This window comes from Telluria sp. ZT3P39, assembly GCF_059685935.1.
On the sequence record NZ_JCASIH010000026.1, the window covers coordinates 1 to 16,288 of the forward strand.

The window sequence follows — 16,288 nt, forward strand, 5'->3', positions numbered from 1 at the left end:
CACCCGTTCGCCACTCGCCGCCAGGTTGCCCCGCGCTGCCGTTCGACTTGCATGTGTAAAGCATGCCGCCAGCGTTCAATCTGAGCCAGGATCAAACTCTTCAGTTTAATCTCTGTTTAATAGACATTTCTGTCTCCGTCCTTGCGGACGGGTCGCTCACTCAAAATACTGACCGTTACTCATTGCTGAGCAACGTATTTCTTTTTTGTGAACATTTGATAATTTAAGTAATCAAGAACCGAAGTCCTTGGCACCTTCATCAAACGCCCACACTTATCGACTGTAAATTGTTAAAGAACTGTATTCGGTGCTGCCTTGCTGTGTTCTGTCGAAGCGTTGTGTTCGTCAGCAGCAGAGGAATGAGATTATGCAGTGTTTCGCTTAACTCGTCAACCCCTCGTTCGCTTCGCTGCAGATTTCTCTGCGGACCATTGTCGCCGTAACCACTTGATTACGTTAACATTTTCAGGTGTCACATCAGAATTTACTGCTGAGTGTCCCGAAGCGGAGGCGAACTATAGCAACCGGCCGGGGCTTACGCAAGAGGCAATTCATCTGTTGTATTTTCGCCGCCAGGCGCCGTGCCGGCGCCTGGCGGCGGGGCTTGCGCCCCTTCTATATAGAAACTCAGAGCCCGTCGAAATTCGGCTTGCGCTTCTCGAGGAAGGCGGACATGCCCTCTTTCTGCGCCGGGGTACCGAAGCCCGCGTGGAAATAGCGGCGCTCATAGCGCACGCCTTCGTTCAGGGGCATCTGGTAGGCCTGGTTGACGCAGTCCTTGATCTGCATGGCGACCGATACCGGCATCTCGGCGATGCTCTGGGCAACCTTCAGCGATTCTTCCATGACAGTTTCGGCCGGATATACGCGCGACACCAGCCCGGTGCGCTCGGCTTCGGCGGCGTCGATCATGCGCGTGGTCAGGAGCATGTCCATGGCCTTTGATTTCGAGATCGCCCGCGGCAGGCGCTGGGTGCCGCCGGCGCCCGGGGTCACGCCGACCTTGATTTCAGGCTGGCCGAACTTGGCGCTGTCCGCGGCGATCAGGAAATCGCACATCATGGCCAGTTCGCAGCCACCACCCAGGCAATAGCCCGACACCACGCCGACCACCGGCTTGCGGATATTCAGGATGTGTTCCCAGTTGCGGCCGATATAGTTGCCTGGATAGGTGTCTGCCGTGTAGGTGTAATTCGCCATTGCGGCGATGTCGGCCCCTGCCGCGAATGCCTTGTCGCTACCGGTCAGGACGATGACATTGACGGCCGGATCGGCATCGAAGCGGTGCAGTGCGTCGCCCAGCTCGTTCATCATGTTGTCGTTCAGCGCGTTCATTGCCTTCGGACGGTTCAGGCGGATCACGACGACTTTACCGTGGTGTTCGATGAGCAGATCTGCATATTCCATATGACATCCCCTTTTTTGAAATTAGACGGATTAGAGCGTAGACGCGCGATTGTAACGTCTTGAACAGCGGGTAAGCAGCTTCACGGAGAAGCTGGACGCGGCAGCAGCACCCAGATCATCCCGCGCTGCTTCATCTTGCCCGCCCTGTCCATCGCATCGGGACCGAAGCCGTAGAAGAAGTCGGCACGCACCGCGCCACGAATCGCGCCGCCGGTATCCTGGGCCATCATCAGGCGCTGCATCGGCGCCTCGCTGCCCGCCTCGGTCGTCGCCAGGAATAGCGGCGCGCCCAGCGGCAGGAAGGACGGGTCGATCGCCACCGAACGGCTCGGGGTGAGTGGCACGCCGAGTGCGCCCTTCGGGCCAAGCGAGGGATCCGGCAGCTTCTCTTCGCGGAAGAAGATAGTGCTGGGGTTCACATTGAACAGCTCCTGGCGGCGCCCTGGATTGGCGGCGATCCAGGCGCGGATGCCCTGGGCCGTCGACTGCTCGGCGGTCAGCTCGCCCTGCTCCACCAGCCAGCGGCCGATGGTTTTATACGGATGGCCGTTCTGGTCGGCGTAGGCGACGCGCACGGTTTCGCCGGTGTCGAGTTGCACGCGGCCCGAACCCTGCACTTCGAGGAAGAAGGATTCCACCGGATCGTTCACCCACAGCAGCTCCTTGCCTGCCAGCGGCGCGCGCGCAATCTCGGCGCGGGTACTGTAGGGCACCACGGTCTTGCCGGACAAGCGCCCACGCAGGCGCATGCCCTTCAGTTGCGGGTAGACGCTGCCCAGGTCCACGGTGAGCAGGTCGGGCGGCACGCGGTAGAGCGGTGTCTGGAACGCGCCGCCGCGCTTGCGCGAACCGTACAGCATGGCCTCGTAATAGCCGGTGATGAGCCCCGTGTCCGCCCCATCGCTGCTGCGCACCAGATTGGGCACGAACCAGGCCTCGAAGAAGCGGCGCACCGCTGCCGCGTCGCCTGCATCGACGGCGCGCACGGCGGCGCAGGTGCTCTTCCACTCCGCCTTGTTGATGAGCGCCCGGCACGATTGCATGAAGGCCGGCCAGGCCTGGCGCAAGTCGTCCTGCTCCCAGCCCGGCAGGGCGCTGAAGCTCGTCGGGGTGAACAAGGGAGCAGGCGCCGGCGGCGGGGTCGGCTGGGCCGGCGGCGGCTGTTCGGGCACATACACCGGCCCGACGGGCGGCGGCATGCGCACCGGCTCGGCGGGCTTCGGCGGCGTGGACGAGCAGGCCGCCAAAAAGGCGACGAGGGCAAGCGAAGCGGTTACACTGCGGCGTGTCGAAAGCATAAGGAACGATATGTGGATCTTGATGGTGGAAGCCGGCGTGGCGCTGTTCCTGCTCGTCTTTATCGTCTGGTGGACGATGTTCGCCGGCCGCAAGGATGTGCCGGAAGACGAGGCGCAGGACGACCGGGATGCCGGGGGACGGCAGTAATCAGTGCAGCGCGTGCGGCAGCGTCAGCACGAATTCCGGGATCGGCACTTCGAAGCGGTGGCCGTCTTCCGCCACGCAGAAGTATTCCCCATACATCGAGCCCTGGGCCGTCGCCATCTGCGTGCCGCTGGTGTACTCGAACTCTTCGCCCGGCTTGAGCAGCGGCTGGTGCCCGACCACGCCCAGGCCGCGCACTTCCTGCACGGTGTTGTTGGCATCAAGGATGACCCAGTGGCGCGAGATCAGCTGGGCGGGGACGCTGCCCGTGTTCTTGATGGTGATGGTGTAGCTGAACACGAACTGGTCCCGGTCCGGTTTGGACTGTTCCGGCAGGTGCTGGGTCCTGACGGTGACAGCGAATTCGTAGGCGGACATGATATTTCCTTGCGTGATCGTCAATACGATTGTTGAAAATGCGCGGCTACTGAGCCGGTGCGCCATGTGGCGCAAACGACAATGATACTCCGCGCGGCCCCTGACCCGCGTCCTCCCACAGCACCTGCCTCCCTCATCGGCGTAGAATAGCGGCTTCACTTTACCTGCACTCCCGCCCATGACTACCTACCGCATCGCTCCCAGCATCCTGTCCGCCGATTTCGCCCGCCTGGGCGAAGAAGTGCGCAATGTCGTCGCCGCCGGCGCCGACATCATCCACTTCGATGTCATGGACAACCACTACGTCCCGAACCTGACCATCGGCCCGCTCGTATGCCAGGCGATCCGTCCGCACGTGCAGGTGCCGATCGACGTGCACCTCATGGTCAAGCCGGTCGACCGCATCATTCCCGATTTCGCCAAGGCCGGCGCCAACATCATCACCTTCCACCCGGAAGCCTCGGACCACATCGACCGCACGCTGCAGCTGATCCGCGATAACGGCTGCAAGGCCGGCCTGGTGTTCAACCCGCACACGCCGATGCATTACCTCGACCACGTGATGGACAAGATCGACATGATCCTGATCATGTCGGTCAATCCGGGCTTCGGCGGCCAGTCCTTCATTCCGCAGGCGCTCAAGAAAATCGCGATCGCCCGCCGCATGATCGACGAGTCGGGCCGCGACATCCTGCTGGAAGTCGACGGCGGCATCAAGGCCGACAATATCGCCGAAGCCGCAGCCGCGGGCGCCGATACGTTTGTCGCCGGCTCGGCCATCTTCGGCAAGCCGGACTACAAGGCCGTCATCGACGAGATGCGCGCCCAGCTGGCCAAGGTCGGCAAATAAGATGCAGGCCGGCGAGGCAGGCATCCGGGCCGCCATCATCGACCTGGACGGCACCATGCTCGACACGGTGCCCGATTTCGAGGCGGCCCTGAACGGCATGCGCGCCGACTTCGGGCTGGCGCCGGTCACGCAGGACATCATCAAGCCGCTGATCGGCAAGGGCTCGGAAAAGCTGGTGCGCGATGCGCTGCTGCTGGACTGGGCGCCTGAGCGTGTCGACGCGGCGTTTGACGAGGCGCGCGCCGGCTACCAGCGCCACTACCTCGCCATCAACGGCGACCACAGCGTGCTGTTCGACGGCGTGCTCGAAGGCCTGGCCGCTTTGAAGGCGCTCGGCCTGCGGCTGGCCTGCGTCACCAACAAGCCGATGGCGTTCACCACCCCGCTGCTCGCGCAGAAGGGCCTGGCCGGGTATTTCGAGCTGGTGTATGGCGGCGACTCCTTCCCGAAGAAGAAACCGGACCCGATGCCGCTGCTGGGCGTGTGCAGCGCCTTCGACCTGCCGCCCTCCCAAGTGGTGGCCATCGGCGACTCGTCGAACGATGCGGACGCCGCGCGCGCGGCCGGCTGTTATGTGCTCACCGTGCCATATGGTTATAACCACGGACGGCCTGTACAAGAGATTAAATCCGATGGTATAGTTGATTCGCTGCTCGACGCGGCACACCTGATCGCTGCCCACAACCGCACGACAACCTGAACTTATCCAACCATGTTTTTCACCAAAAAACACACTGTCAACCAGACCGGCGCCCTCGAGGCCTGGCTGTGGCGACGCTGGCAATCCTGGGCTAACTGACCCGCGTTGATTGCTGCCGGACGCATTCGTCCTCCGGCAGGTTTTTTGAACTGAACCACCGCCCTACCCTTGCCTGGGCGGACTGGAGAAAAGCATGACCGAACTCGAATTCAAGTCGCTGGCCAACCAGGGCTATAACCGCATCCCATTGATCGCGGAAGCCTTCGCCGATCTGGAGACCCCGCTCACGCTCTACCTCAAGCTGGCCCAGTCGCAGGGAGCCGGCAAGAACACCTTCCTGCTCGAGTCGGTCGTCGGTGGCGAGCGCTTCGGCCGCTATTCCTTCATCGGCCTGCCGGCATCGACGCTGCTGCGCAGCTCCGGCAACCTGACCGAGATCCTCAAGCAGGGCGAAATCGTGGAGACGCACGAGGGCAACCCGCTCGACTTCATCGAAGCCTACCAGGCGCGCTTCCGCGTCGCGCTGCGTCCCGGCCTGCCACGCTTTTGCGGCGGCCTGGCCGGCTACTTCGGCTACGACACCGTGCGCCACATCGAGCCCAAGCTGCTCGAGACCGCCCCGCCGGACGCGCTCGGGCTGCCCGACATCCAGCTGATGCTGACCGAAGAGCTGGCGGTGATCGACAACCTCTCGGGCAAGCTGTACCTGATCGTGTACGCCGACCCGGGCCAGCCCGAGTCGTATACCAGGGCGCGCCAGCGCCTGAAGGACCTGCGCATGATGCTGCGCCGGAGCGTGGATGCGCCGGTGACCTCGAGTTCCGTCCGTACCGAAGCTGTGCGCGAATTCAGCAAGGAAGACTACCTCGCGGCGGTGGCCAGGGCTCACGACTACGTGATGGCGGGTGACCTGATGCAGGTGCAGATCGGCCAGCGCATCCGCAAGCCCTATGTCGACTCGCCGCTGTCGCTCTACCGTTCGCTGCGCTCGATGAACCCCTCGCCCTACATGTACTACTACAATTTCGGCGACATGCAGATCGTCGGCTCCTCGCCCGAGATTTTGGTGCGTAACGAAGCCTTGCCGGAGGGCGGCAAGAAGGTCACGCTGCGTCCGATCGCCGGCACCCGCCCGCGCGGCGCGACACCGGAACGCGATACCGAGCTGGCCGCCGAGCTGCTGTCGGACCCGAAGGAAGTCGCCGAGCACGTGATGCTGATCGACCTGGCGCGCAACGACATCGGCCGCATCGCCGACACCGGCAGCGTGAAGGTGACCGACCGCATGGTCATCGAAAAATACTCGCATGTGCAGCACATCGTCTCGAATGTCGAGGGCAAGCTCAAAGACGGCATGTCGAACCTGGACGTGCTGCGCGCCACCTTCCCGGCCGGCACCCTGACCGGTGCGCCGAAAGTGCGCGCGATGGAAGTGATCGACGAACTCGAGCCGGTCAAGCGCGGCATCTACGGCGGCGCCTGCGGCTACCTGAGTTTCGGGGGCGAGATGGACGTGGCGATCGCGATCCGTACCGGCGTGATCAAGGACGGCAACCTGTACGTGCAGGCCGCGGCGGGCATCGTGGCCGATTCGATCCCCGAAATGGAATGGCAGGAAACCGAAAACAAGGCGCGCGCCGTGCTGCGCGCGGCCGAGCAAGTGCAAGACGGCCTGGATGGGGAGTTCTGACATGCTCTTGATGATCGATAACTACGACTCGTTCACCTATAACATCGTCCAGTACCTGGGCGAGCTGGGCGAGATTGTCCACACCGTGCGCAACGACCAGATCACGCTCGAGCAGATCGAGACGATGGCGCCCGAGCGCATCTGCATTTCGCCGGGCCCGAAGGCGCCGAAGGATGCCGGCATCTCGCTCGACATCCTGCGCGAATTCAAGGGCAAGCTGCCGATCCTGGGCGTGTGCCTGGGGCACCAGGCGATCGGCGAAGCTTTTGGGGGCAAGGTGATCCGCGCCAAGCAGGTCATGCACGGCAAGACCTCGCTGATCGCCCACACCGGCGAAGGCGTGTTCAAGGGCTTGCCCAGCCCCTTCACCGTGATCCGCTACCACTCGCTGGCGATCGAGCGCGCATCGCTGCCCGACTGCCTGGAAGTGACCGCCTGGACCGACGACGGCGAGATCATGGGCGTGCGCCACAAGGAATACGACATCGAGGGTGTGCAGTTCCATCCGGAGTCGATCCTGTCGGAGCATGGGCATGCGCTGTTGAAGAATTTTCTGGTGCGCTGAGATACAGCCGGCTCCCGCCGACACCGCTTTTATTGAACTGGACCCGCCATGCCGATCACCCCACAAGAAGCCCTTCTGCGCTGTATCGAACACCGCGAAATCTTCCACGACGAGATGCTGCACCTGTTCCGCCAAATCATGTCGGGCGAGATGTCGCCGACCATGGTGGCGGCGCTGACCATGGGCCTGCGCGTGAAGAAGGAAACCATCGGCGAGATCACCGCCGCCGCCCAGGTCATGCGCGAATTCTCGACCAAGGTGCCGATGGCCGACACCACCAAGCTGCTCGACATCGTCGGCACCGGCGGGGACGGCGCCAACACCTTCAATATCTCGAGCGCCTCGATGTTCGTGGCGGCAGCGGCCGGTGCGCGCGTGGCCAAGCACGGCGGGCGCAGCGTGTCCTCCTCGAGCGGCAGCGCCGACGTGATCGAAGCATTGGGCGCCTGCATCGACCTGAAACCCGAGCAGATCGCCCAGTCGATCGCCCAGACCGGCATCGGCTTCATGTTCGCGCCCAACCACCACGCGGCCATGAAGCACGTGGCGCCGGTGCGCCGCGAGCTGGGCGTGCGCAGCATCTTCAATATCCTCGGTCCGCTGACCAACCCGGCCGGCGCGCCGAACATACTCATGGGAGTATTCCACCCCGACCTGGTCGGCATCCAGGTGCGCGTGCTGCAGCGCCTCGGCGCCCAGCATGCGATGGTGGTCTGGGGCCGCGACAACATGGACGAGGTCTCGCTCGGCGCCGGCACCCTGGTCGGTGAACTGGTCAACGGCGAGATCCGCGAATACGAGATCCATCCGGAAGACTTCGGCATGTCGATGATCTCGAGCCGCAACCTGAAAGTGGCCGATACGGCCGAATCGAAGTTGCGCGTGCTGGAAGCCCTGCGCGGCGAACCGGGGCCGGCGACCGACATCGTGGCCCTCAATGCCGGCACCGCGCTGTATGCAGCCGGGGTGTCTTCGTCGATCGAGGAAGGATTGGCGACGGCGCGCGCCACGATCGCCTCGGGTGCGGCCACGGCGAAGCTCGAGCAGTTCGTGCAGGTGACCCGGCAGCTGGCGGGGAGCCGCTGATGTCCGATATCCTCAACAAGATCCTGGCCGTCAAGGCCGACGAAGTCGCCGCGGCGAAGAAGCACCGCGACCTGTTCAGCCTGCGCCGCGAGGTGGAAAGCGACGCCGAAGCGCGCCGTGGCATCCGCGGCTTCGAGAACAGCCTGCGTGGCAAGATCGCGGCGGGCCACGCCGGCATCATCGCGGAAGTGAAGAAGGCCTCGCCCTCGAAAGGCGTGCTGCGGCCGGACTTCCAGCCGGCGGCGATCGCGCAGAGCTATGCGGAGCACGGCGCGGCCTGCCTGTCGGTGCTGACCGACGTGCAGTTCTTCCAGGGCTCGGTGGATTACCTGCGCCAGGCTAGGTCCGCCTGCGCCTTGCCGGTCATCCGCAAGGACTTCATGATCGACCTGTACCAGGTCTACGAAGCGCGTGCGATGGGCGCGGATGCGATCCTCCTGATCGTGTCGGCGCTCGACCATGGGCTGATGGCGGAACTGGAAGCCTGCGCCCACGAACTGGGCATGGACGTGCTGGTCGAGGTGCACGATGGCGACGAGCTGACCGCGGCGCTCAAGCTGCAGACGCGGCTCGTGGGCATCAACAACCGCAACCTGCGCAGCTTCGAGGTGTCGCTCGAGACCACGCTGGGGCTGCTGCCGCGGATTCCGCCGGAGCGCATGGTGGTGACGGAATCCGGAATCATGGGGCCGGCGGACGTCGAGCGCATGCGCGCGGCGGACGTGCATGCCTTCCTGGTTGGGGAGGCGTTCATGCGGGCGCCGGAACCGGGAGTGGAGTTGCAGCGGCTGTTTGGGTGAATGGCCGCGTTAGCGCCCCAACACATTCAACACCGCGAAACTCATCGCCTGTGCCGCGGTCTTGATCGACGGCTCCGGCACCGGCGCATAGAACGGCGAGTGGTTGAAGGCGATCGGCTTGCCGCCCTCGCGCTCGGCCTCGAGCACGGCCTTCGGATCGTAAATACCCGTAAAGAAGAACATCGAGGGCACGCCTTCGTTGACATAGGCCGAAAAGTCTTCGCTGGCCGTCATCGCAGGCATGCGCTGCGCATTTTCCGTGCCGAAGGCATCCTTGAATACCGCCTCGGTCCTGGCCACCAGCGCCTCGCTGTTGACGATGGCCGCGCCGCCGCTGATGAACTTCAAGTCCGGCGCGGGTGCGCCGGCCATGGCGGCGGAGGCATTCGCGACCCGGCGCACGCCCTCCAGCAGCTTGGCGCGCACGGCCGGGCTGTACGAGCGGATGGTGCCGCGCACCAGGACGCTGTCCGGGATGATGTTGCCGACCGTGCCGCCCTGGATGGCGCCGATCGTCACCACGCCGAATTCCTTCGGGTCCTTCTCGCGGCTGATGACGGTCTGTACGTCCACCACGAAACGGGCGGCGATGGCAATCGGGTCGACCGACTTGTCCGGCGCCGAGCCATGCCCGCCGCGGCCCTTGAACACGAATTCGATGGTGTCCGAATTGGACGAGACCGCGCCGGAATTGAAACCGATCGTCCCGTGCGCCAGCGGCCAGGAATGCAGTGCGAACGCGTAGTCCGGCTTGGGGAAGCGCTTGAACAGGCCGTCGTCGAGCATCGCCCGCGCCCCGGCGCCCACTTCTTCCGCCGGCTGGGCGATGAAGACCAGGGTGCCCTTCCATTGCGACCTGAGTTCGACCAGGGTCCGTGCGCTGCCGAGCCAGCTCGCCATGTGCACGTCGTGGCCGCAGCTGTGGGTGACGAAGCTTTCGCGGCCGTCGCTCATGGCGCGGGCGCGGCTGGCATACGGCAGGCCGGTTTTTTCTTCCATCGGCAGGCCGTCCATCTCGGTGCGCACCAGCACCGTCGGGCCGGCGCCATTCTTCAGGACCGCGACCATGCCGGTCTTTCCCACCTTTTCGGTGACCTCGAAGCCGAGCTTGCGCATCTCGGCGGCCAGCTTGCCGGCGGTGCGGGCTTCCTGGAAGGCGATCTCGGGATGGGCGTGCAGGTCTTTGTAGACCGTGTCGAGCCAGGGGTACATGGCGTTGACGCGGGTGGTGACGTCGGATTTCAGGGGGGCCGGGAGTTGCCCGAACGCGGGGGCGATGGCGAGGGAAAGAACGGCGGCAGCAATGCAATTTACAGCAGTTTTCACGCGGACCTCGTGGCAAATTGTATTTGAACGCGCGGGCGGCGTAGCCGCCCACCCTACGTGGCGATGCCCTCAGATGGCGCTGGGGCGTTTTAGCGCCGACGACTTCTTGCCGGCGACTGCCTGCGTCAGGGTGATGCACGGCACGCGGTCGCCCTGCAGCGTGACGTCGAAAGCCATCAGCTCGTCGCGGCGGAAGGCATGCACCACCACCTTGTCGCCGACACGGTAGCGCGCCACCAGCGCGTCGACGTTCGACGGATTGCCGTTGACGCGCAGGCCGTCGATCGCGATGACGATGTCCTGCGCCGACAGGCCGGCCTTGTGCGCGGCGCCGCCTTCATGGACCTGGGTCAGCTTGGCGCCCGCCGGGTCGCGGCCGACGCCGGCGTCGAGCGAGGCCTTGGCGTTCTTGCGCTCGTCCACCAGCTTGACGCCGAAGGGGGCGTACAGCTTGGCCAGCGGCAGGTCTTCCAGGCCGCGCACCCAGCGCTCGAACAAGCTGCGCAGCCTGGCGCCGCAGACTTCGTCGAAGATCGCCTCGACTTCGGCTTCCGTCACGCCGCGCCCTGCCCCGGCATAGAAATCGCGCCCGAAGCGCTCCCACAGCGCCAGCATCACGTTGTCGAGCGATTTGAGGCCGCCCGTCCTGGCGCGGATGGTCAGGTCGAAGGCCAGCGCAATGAGCGAGCCCTTGGTGTAATAGCTGATGATGGCGTTCGGCGAATTCTCGTCCTGGCGGTAGTACTTGCTCCAGGCGTCGAAGCTCGAATCGGCCACGCTCTGCTTGGTGCGGCCGCTGCCGCGCAGGACGCCGCCGATGGTCTTGGCCTGCAGCTTCAGGTAGGTGGCCTCGCCGATGATCCCGGCGCGCACCAGCATCAGGTCGTCGTAATAACTGGTGAAGCCCTCGAACAGCCAGAGCAGCGGCGTGTAGTTCTCGGTCTGCAGGTCGTAGGGCGCGAACACGGCCGGCTTGATGCGCTTGACGTTCCAGGTGTGGAAGTACTCGTGGCTGCACAGGCCCAGGAAGCGCAGATAGCCCTCGCCCGGCTCGGCGCTCTTGGCGCTGGCCGTGCACGGCAGGTCGGCGCGGGCGCAGATCAGGGCGGTCGAGGCGCGGTGTTCCAGGCCGCCGTAGCCGTCGCCGACCGCCATCGTCATGAACACATAGCGTTCCATCGGCGCGCGCCTGGTCTGCGGATCGAAGAAGGCGATCTGGGTTTCGCAGATCGCCTTCAGGTCGGCCTGCAGGCGCGCCATGTCGAGGTTGGGCACGCGGCCGGTGATGACGATGTCGTGCGGGATGCCATAGGCGGTGAAGGTGGACAGCTCGAACTCGCCCATCTCCACCGGGTGGTCGATCAGCTCGTCGTAGTCGCCGGCGACATAGGTGCCGAAGCCGTAGCGTTTCGCGCCGAGTTCCTTCATGGCGGTGGCGACGCGCCAGCCTTTCGCGGCCGGATCAAGGGGACGCTGGATATCGACCTGGTGCGCCAAACCTTCCTGGCCGGCCACGCGCAGGAACACGCTGGTGCCATTGAAGAAACCGTGGGTCTGGTCGAGGTGGGCGGCGCGCACCGACAGGTCCCAGGCATAGACCTCGTAGTGCAGGGTCAACGGGCCGGCCGTGCGCGCGGCGCGCCACGAATGCTTGTCCAGTTTGACCAGCGCCACGTCCGCCCCGCCGCTCTCGGCGCGGATGCGCACGATGTTGCGGGCGAACTCACGGATCATGTAGCTGCCCGGGATCCAGGCCGGCAGCGCGAACACCTGGCCTTCCGGGTCCGGGTCGGCAACCGTAAGGGTCACGTGGAACAGGTGGCCGGCCAGATCCTTCGGCACGATGGTGTACTGGATGGCGGGCTGCTTTTTCGGGGAAGGTTTTTTCATGATGGGATCGTGGTCGTCCGGCCGGGCTTATAGTTGTTGTTCTCCTAGTGTAATCGGATTCGATCACTGCGGGAAACAATGGCATGCATATGTCATATGGGGAGGTCGGATGCTGTGTCGATATCGCGCAGGATGCCGGGGTCGTCGACCTCGATCTCGACCACCGGATGGCCAAGCAGCAGGCGGCGCGCGCCCTGGTCGCCACCCAGGGCCAGCAGCGCGTCGAGATGGCGGGCGCCGAAGGCCACCGGGTTGCCGCGTTGCCCGCCGCTCACCGGAACGGCAATGCCGGCGCCGTCTTGCAGCGCGTCGCGCAGCAGCGCCAGCGTGGCGTCCTGCACGAAGGGCATGTCGCCCAGCGCCACCAGCCAGCCGGCGGCGGGCAGCGAATGGCGGATAGCATGCACTAACGAGGCGCCCATGCCGGTATCGGCTTCCGTACAGACGGTGACTTCGCAGCCGAGCGCGCGCAGGGCATCGGCCACGCCGCCGTCGCCTGGCGGCACGACCGCCACCACGCGCGAAACGCAGGACAGCAGCCGGCGCGCGCTGGCCACGACCACGAAATCGCCGCCGGGAAGGCGCTGCAGCAGCTTGTTGCGTGATCCGGAAGGATCGAAACGGCGCCCGCGTCCGGCGGCAAGCAGGATGCCGGCCAAGGACATGTCAGGCGAGGGTGCCGGCGGCATCCTTGATGGCTGCGCGAATGCGTTGGTAGGTGCCGCAGCGGCAGATGTTGCCGCTCATCGCGCTGTCGATGTCGGCGTCGCTCGGGCGCTTGTTGGTGCGCAGCAGGACCACGGCGCTCATCACCTGCCCGCTCTGGCAGTAGCCGCACTGGGGAACGTCGTGCCTGATCCAGGCGTCCTGCACCGCCTTGCCGACCGTATCGGCGTGCATCGCTTCGATGGTCGTGATTCTCAAGCCCTGTGCGCTCGCGATCGGCGTGATGCAGGAACGAACCGGCTGGCCGTCCAGGTGCAAGGTGCAGGCGCCGCACAGCGCCGCGCCGCAGCCGAACTTGGTGCCGGTCATGTTCAGGTTGTCGCGCAGCGCCCACAGGATGGGCGTGGCGGGATCGGCGTCGACCTCCAGGGCGCGCCCGTTGATGTGCAAGGTGACCACGTGGGCGCTTCCTGCTTACTTGCTCAGCGACTGCAGCTTCGCTTCCAGCGACTTCAGGTCGACCGCGCCCGGGATGCGGCTGCCGTCGGTGAAGAAGATGGCCGGCGTGCCCTGGATCTTGAGTTTCTGGCCGAGAGCGGCGACCTTGTCGTTGGGCGACTCGCAGGCGGCGGGCGCCGTCGGCGGCAGCTTGCCGTTGATCATCCAGTCGTCCCAGGCCTTCACGCGGTCGGAGGCGCACCAGATGTTCTTCGACTTCACGAACGAATCCTCGGACAGGATGTTGTACATGAAGGTGTAGATCGTGACGTTGTCGATTTCCTTGAGCGTGGTCTGGCGCAGGCGCTTGCAGTAGCCGCAATTCGGGTCTTCGAACACGGCGATGGTGCGCTTGCCGTTGCCCTTGACCTGCTTGAGGGCCATCTCCAGCGGCAGGTCGGAGAACTTGATCTTGTTGATCTCTTCGATCCGGGCGGTGGTGAGATCGGTCGAGGTCTTGGTGTCGTAGACACGGCCGATGAACAGGTAGTCGCCCTTCTTGTCGGTGTACAGGATGTCGCCGGCCACGCGCACTTCATACAGGCCGCCATACGGCGTCTCGCGGATCGATTCGATCTTGGCGCCGCCCAGGCGCGGTTCGAGCGCCTTCCTAATGCCGGCTTCGGTCGTGTTCTGCGCCTCGACGCAGGATGCCAGCAGGCCCGTCGCCAGCAGGACGGCAACCTTCGTTTTCAACATGGTATTTCCTTAAATAGTTACTTGCGGATTACTTGCCCATCGCATGCGCCATCAGGCGGCGCTTTACACCCGGCAATTTATCGAGCAAGTTTAATCCGAAATTGCGTAGCACGCGCACTGGTTCGAGGTTGGCGCCGAACAAGCGCTCCAGCCCGTCAGTTGCCCATTGCATCAAGAGCACGTCTTCCTTGCGCTTGCGGGCATAGCGGGCGAGCACGCGCTCGTCGGCGATGCCGCGCCGGTCTTCGCGCTCGCGCAACACGGCGAGCAGGTCGACGATGTCGCCGAAACCCAGGTTCATGCCATGGCCGGCCAGCGGATGCACCGCGTGGGCGGCGTCGCCCACCAGCGCCACACGCGGCGCGACGATCGCATGCGGGCGCACCAGCGCCAGCGGCACCGACTTGACGTCTTCCGGCAGCAAAGGACGCAGCACGCCGAGCTTGTCGTCGGCGTATTCGCCAAGGCGGATCGCCATTTCGCCCAGCGACTCGTCCATGAGCGTTTCGGCCAGGGTTTCCGGGGCCGACCACACCAGCGACACCCGGTTGCCCGGCAGCGGCAGCAGCGCAATCACGCCGTCGGCGCAGGTGAACCACTGGTAGGCCACGCCGTGGTGCGGCTTGTCGCAGGCAAAATTGGTGACGATGGCGCGCTGGTGGTACATGCGGTAATCGACCCCGATGTCGCACTGCCCGCGCACCCAGGATTCGCGGCCGTCGGCGCCAACCACCAGTTCGCAGGCGATGGCCGTGCCGTCTTCGAGCTGCACACCCGCGCCCGATTCGCTGCAGGTAAGCCTGCTGGCGCAACCGGATACCCGCTGGACGTTGGCGGAGAACTTGAGCGCCGCATCGAGCGCCGCGTTCAGGTTGCTGTCCTCGACGATCCAGGCCAGCGTGCCGACATGGGCGCCGAAGGCGTCGAAGCCGAGGTTGCCGCCCTGCTTGCCGTCACCGTGGATGTCCATCGCATCGACCGCCTGCACCCGCGCCAGGTCGAGGGCGCCCCAGACCTTGAGCGAGGCCAGCAGGTCATGCGCCGTGTGGTTCAGGGCATAGACACGCGCGTCCCACGGCTTGTCGGCGCTCGAGACGGCCGGTTTTTCCGGCGCCGGGCGGGCTGGCGGCACCAGGAGGGTGACGCTGTATCCCGACTGGGCGAAACCAAGGGCGGCGGTCTTGGCGATGGCGCCATTGCCGACGATGCAGACGTCGCTGCGGTGCTGGGCGGTGGTCGTAGTCATACGAGACATTATAGCGAGATGTCAACAGCGCGCCCCGGGCGCTTCGGAGTGCGCGGCAATGGTTCCGTGAACTCAGGGGCTTGCGCAGATGAAAAACGCTGGCTATAATCATGCCTCTCTTGGCCTGGTAGCTCAGTTGGTAGAGCAGAGGATTGAAAATCCTTGTGTCGGTGGTTCGATTCCGCCCCGGGCCACCAAGAATTCGTTTCACGCAACGCCCACTCATGCAAGTGGGCGTTGTCGTTTCCGGGAGCCGTAAACTCGCCTGGGATGTCGAACCCGCCATGGGCCTGGCGGAAGTGGCCAGCATCTTCCGGCTCGGCGAGGGGCAGGAACTGGCACGGCCAGCTGCGGCGGTCGCACGGATCGCGATGGATTGAGCTGCCGGGAGCCCGGGGCCATCACTATTTCAGCATGGCAAACGCCACCCTCGGGTGGCGTTTTTCATTTGCGCAAGCGTGCCGCCATCGCAGCGGATCACTGCATGCCCGGTCCCGCCACCCGCGTCATGACGAATTCCGCACGCGGCTGCGCATGCCGTTCCAGGCGATAGCTCAGTACCTTCCCGTCCTCGCTGAGGCTGAGGGTCCAGATATTGGTCTCGGCGCCGGGAACCATCCTGGCGGTGTGGGCATCGGCGAGGAAGGATTGCGCGCGCGCCGTACCGCCCTCTTTCGCCATGCCGCCGTACATGGTGACCGCATCGGGGCTGCCGTCCGCGTGGCGGTGATCGTGCCGCAGTTCCAGTCCCGCCGCCGGACGGGTGACGATCCAGGTGCGCGAACGGTCCTCGCCGACCAGCACCGGCATGCGCACGCCGGCCGGCGTGCACAGGACTTCGGTCGAGATCTTCTGGCCGCGGAATTCGCTGTTCGGGTCGATGGCATAGGCCAGGCCGCCTTCGAAGCGTTGGCCGCACATGCCCTGCAGCGTCGCCATGAAGGCATCACGCGGGTCGACGGGCACGGTGGCGCAGCCGGCAAGCACGAGCGCGGCAAAAAGCGGGGCAAGAACAGGTTTCATGGCGCTGGAACAGAATGGATG

17 protein-coding genes, 1 tRNA gene and 1 rRNA gene are annotated in these 16,288 nt (G+C 64.8%); 8 read left to right on the top strand and 11 right to left on the bottom strand.

Features of this window, described 5'->3' with window-relative positions; genetic code table 11:
- The 3 genes from AC56LR_RS18485 to mltA all read right to left on the bottom strand — a co-directional run.
- A 16S ribosomal RNA gene (locus tag AC56LR_RS18485) occupies positions 1-107 on the bottom strand; the annotation flags it as partial.
- 520 nt (positions 108-627) lie between these two features.
- The gene (locus AC56LR_RS18490; protein WP_497132467.1) at positions 628-1,407 is read right to left on the bottom strand and encodes an enoyl-CoA hydratase; all 780 of its coding nucleotides are present in this window, start codon (positions 1,405-1,407) and stop codon (positions 628-630) included.
- A gap of 80 nt (positions 1,408-1,487) precedes the next feature.
- Positions 1,488-2,705: a murein transglycosylase A gene (mltA, locus tag AC56LR_RS18495; protein ID WP_497132469.1), complete on the bottom strand. Its 1,218-nt coding sequence runs from the start codon at positions 2,703-2,705 to the stop codon at positions 1,488-1,490.
- Between mltA and AC56LR_RS18500 the strand changes: the two genes are divergently transcribed.
- The gene (locus tag AC56LR_RS18500; RefSeq protein ID WP_497132555.1) at positions 2,605-2,853 is read left to right on the top strand and encodes a hypothetical protein; all 249 of its coding nucleotides are present in this window, start codon (positions 2,605-2,607) and stop codon (positions 2,851-2,853) included. The genes mltA and AC56LR_RS18500 overlap by 101 nt on opposite strands.
- Here AC56LR_RS18500 and apaG read toward each other — a convergent pair whose 3' ends face one another.
- The gene (gene apaG, locus AC56LR_RS18505) at positions 2,854-3,228 is read right to left on the bottom strand and encodes a Co2+/Mg2+ efflux facilitator ApaG/CorD (RefSeq protein ID WP_497132471.1); all 375 of its coding nucleotides are present in this window, start codon (positions 3,226-3,228) and stop codon (positions 2,854-2,856) included. It abuts the gene before it with no gap.
- 178 nt (positions 3,229-3,406) lie between these two features.
- Here apaG and rpe point away from each other — a divergent pair, with 178 nt between their 5' ends.
- From rpe to trpC, 6 genes are all read left to right on the top strand, one after another.
- The gene (rpe, locus tag AC56LR_RS18510) at positions 3,407-4,078 is read left to right on the top strand and encodes a ribulose-phosphate 3-epimerase (RefSeq protein WP_171086617.1); all 672 of its coding nucleotides are present in this window, start codon (positions 3,407-3,409) and stop codon (positions 4,076-4,078) included.
- 1 nt (position 4,079) lies between these two features.
- On the top strand, positions 4,080-4,778 hold the full coding sequence (locus AC56LR_RS18515; RefSeq protein ID WP_497132473.1) for a phosphoglycolate phosphatase: 699 nt from the start codon (positions 4,080-4,082) through the stop codon (positions 4,776-4,778).
- Between the two features lie 193 nt (positions 4,779-4,971).
- Positions 4,972-6,468, top strand: coding sequence for an anthranilate synthase component I (gene trpE / locus AC56LR_RS18520; RefSeq protein ID WP_497132475.1), 1,497 nt, complete (start codon positions 4,972-4,974; stop codon positions 6,466-6,468).
- A gap of 1 nt (position 6,469) precedes the next feature.
- Positions 6,470-7,033, top strand: coding sequence for an anthranilate synthase component II (locus tag AC56LR_RS18525; protein WP_497132477.1), 564 nt, complete (start codon positions 6,470-6,472; stop codon positions 7,031-7,033).
- Between the two features lie 48 nt (positions 7,034-7,081).
- Positions 7,082-8,119 carry an anthranilate phosphoribosyltransferase gene (gene trpD, locus AC56LR_RS18530; RefSeq protein ID WP_497132479.1) on the top strand — a complete coding sequence of 346 codons (1,038 nt, stop codon included), beginning with the start codon at positions 7,082-7,084 and terminating at the stop codon, positions 8,117-8,119.
- Positions 8,119-8,919 (top strand): indole-3-glycerol phosphate synthase TrpC, encoded by an 801-nt coding sequence (gene trpC, locus AC56LR_RS18535; protein ID WP_497132480.1) that lies wholly within the window; start codon positions 8,119-8,121, stop codon positions 8,917-8,919. Before trpD ends, trpC begins: the two co-directional genes overlap by 1 nt.
- 9 nt (positions 8,920-8,928) lie before the next feature.
- Here trpC and AC56LR_RS18540 read toward each other — a convergent pair whose 3' ends face one another.
- The 6 genes from AC56LR_RS18540 to AC56LR_RS18565 all read right to left on the bottom strand — a co-directional run bounded on the left by AC56LR_RS18540 (position 8,929) and on the right by AC56LR_RS18565 (position 15,244).
- The gene (locus tag AC56LR_RS18540) at positions 8,929-10,245 is read right to left on the bottom strand and encodes an amidohydrolase (RefSeq protein ID WP_497132482.1); all 1,317 of its coding nucleotides are present in this window, start codon (positions 10,243-10,245) and stop codon (positions 8,929-8,931) included.
- 69 nt (positions 10,246-10,314) lie between these two features.
- Positions 10,315-12,135, bottom strand: a complete 1,821-nt coding sequence (locus AC56LR_RS18545; RefSeq protein ID WP_497132483.1) for a M61 family metallopeptidase — start codon at positions 12,133-12,135, stop codon at positions 10,315-10,317.
- 92 nt (positions 12,136-12,227) lie between these two features.
- Positions 12,228-12,800, bottom strand: a complete 573-nt coding sequence (locus tag AC56LR_RS18550; RefSeq protein ID WP_497132485.1) for a nucleotidyltransferase family protein — start codon at positions 12,798-12,800, stop codon at positions 12,228-12,230.
- A 1-nt stretch (position 12,801) separates the two neighbouring features.
- Positions 12,802-13,260, bottom strand: coding sequence for a (2Fe-2S)-binding protein (locus AC56LR_RS18555; RefSeq protein WP_497132487.1), 459 nt, complete (start codon positions 13,258-13,260; stop codon positions 12,802-12,804).
- A 15-nt stretch (positions 13,261-13,275) separates the two neighbouring features.
- A complete protein-coding gene (locus tag AC56LR_RS18560) occupies positions 13,276-13,998 on the bottom strand; it encodes a DsbC family protein (protein ID WP_497132489.1) in 723 nt (240 codons plus the stop codon).
- A gap of 28 nt (positions 13,999-14,026) precedes the next feature.
- Positions 14,027-15,244, bottom strand: a complete 1,218-nt coding sequence (locus tag AC56LR_RS18565) for an FAD-dependent monooxygenase (RefSeq protein WP_497132491.1) — start codon at positions 15,242-15,244, stop codon at positions 14,027-14,029.
- A 121-nt stretch (positions 15,245-15,365) separates the two neighbouring features.
- Here AC56LR_RS18565 and AC56LR_RS18570 point away from each other — a divergent pair.
- Positions 15,366-15,441 (top strand) — tRNA-Phe (locus AC56LR_RS18570).
- Between the two features lie 280 nt (positions 15,442-15,721).
- Here the strand turns inward: AC56LR_RS18570 and AC56LR_RS18575 are convergent.
- Positions 15,722-16,267: a hypothetical protein gene (locus AC56LR_RS18575; protein WP_497132493.1), complete on the bottom strand. Its 546-nt coding sequence runs from the start codon at positions 16,265-16,267 to the stop codon at positions 15,722-15,724.
- Positions 16,268-16,288 lie beyond the last annotated feature (21 nt).

Bases quoted from the DNA above. Each gene is read 5' to 3' on its own strand.
- trpC (WP_497132480.1), top strand. From the start codon at position 8,119: ATGTCCGATATCCTCAACAAGATCCTGGCCGTCAAGGCCGACGAAGTC.
- AC56LR_RS18490 (WP_497132467.1), bottom strand. From the start codon at position 1,407: ATGGAATATGCAGATCTGCTCATCGAACACCACGGTAAAGTCGTCGTG.
- AC56LR_RS18565 (WP_497132491.1), bottom strand. From the start codon at position 15,244: ATGACTACGACCACCGCCCAGCACCGCAGCGACGTCTGCATCGTCGGC.
- AC56LR_RS18515 (WP_497132473.1), top strand. From the start codon at position 4,080: ATGCAGGCCGGCGAGGCAGGCATCCGGGCCGCCATCATCGACCTGGAC.
- trpD (WP_497132479.1), top strand. From the start codon at position 7,082: ATGCCGATCACCCCACAAGAAGCCCTTCTGCGCTGTATCGAACACCGC.
- AC56LR_RS18575 (WP_497132493.1), bottom strand. From the start codon at position 16,267: ATGAAACCTGTTCTTGCCCCGCTTTTTGCCGCGCTCGTGCTTGCCGGC.
- apaG (WP_497132471.1), bottom strand. From the start codon at position 3,228: ATGTCCGCCTACGAATTCGCTGTCACCGTCAGGACCCAGCACCTGCCG.
- AC56LR_RS18545 (WP_497132483.1), bottom strand. From the start codon at position 12,135: ATGAAAAAACCTTCCCCGAAAAAGCAGCCCGCCATCCAGTACACCATC.
- trpE (WP_497132475.1), top strand. From the start codon at position 4,972: ATGACCGAACTCGAATTCAAGTCGCTGGCCAACCAGGGCTATAACCGC.
- AC56LR_RS18550 (WP_497132485.1), bottom strand. From the start codon at position 12,800: ATGTCCTTGGCCGGCATCCTGCTTGCCGCCGGACGCGGGCGCCGTTTC.
- AC56LR_RS18500 (WP_497132555.1), top strand. From the start codon at position 2,605: ATGCGCACCGGCTCGGCGGGCTTCGGCGGCGTGGACGAGCAGGCCGCC.
- AC56LR_RS18525 (WP_497132477.1), top strand. From the start codon at position 6,470: ATGCTCTTGATGATCGATAACTACGACTCGTTCACCTATAACATCGTC.
- rpe (WP_171086617.1), top strand. From the start codon at position 3,407: ATGACTACCTACCGCATCGCTCCCAGCATCCTGTCCGCCGATTTCGCC.
- AC56LR_RS18560 (WP_497132489.1), bottom strand. From the start codon at position 13,998: ATGTTGAAAACGAAGGTTGCCGTCCTGCTGGCGACGGGCCTGCTGGCA.
- mltA (WP_497132469.1), bottom strand. From the start codon at position 2,705: ATGCTTTCGACACGCCGCAGTGTAACCGCTTCGCTTGCCCTCGTCGCC.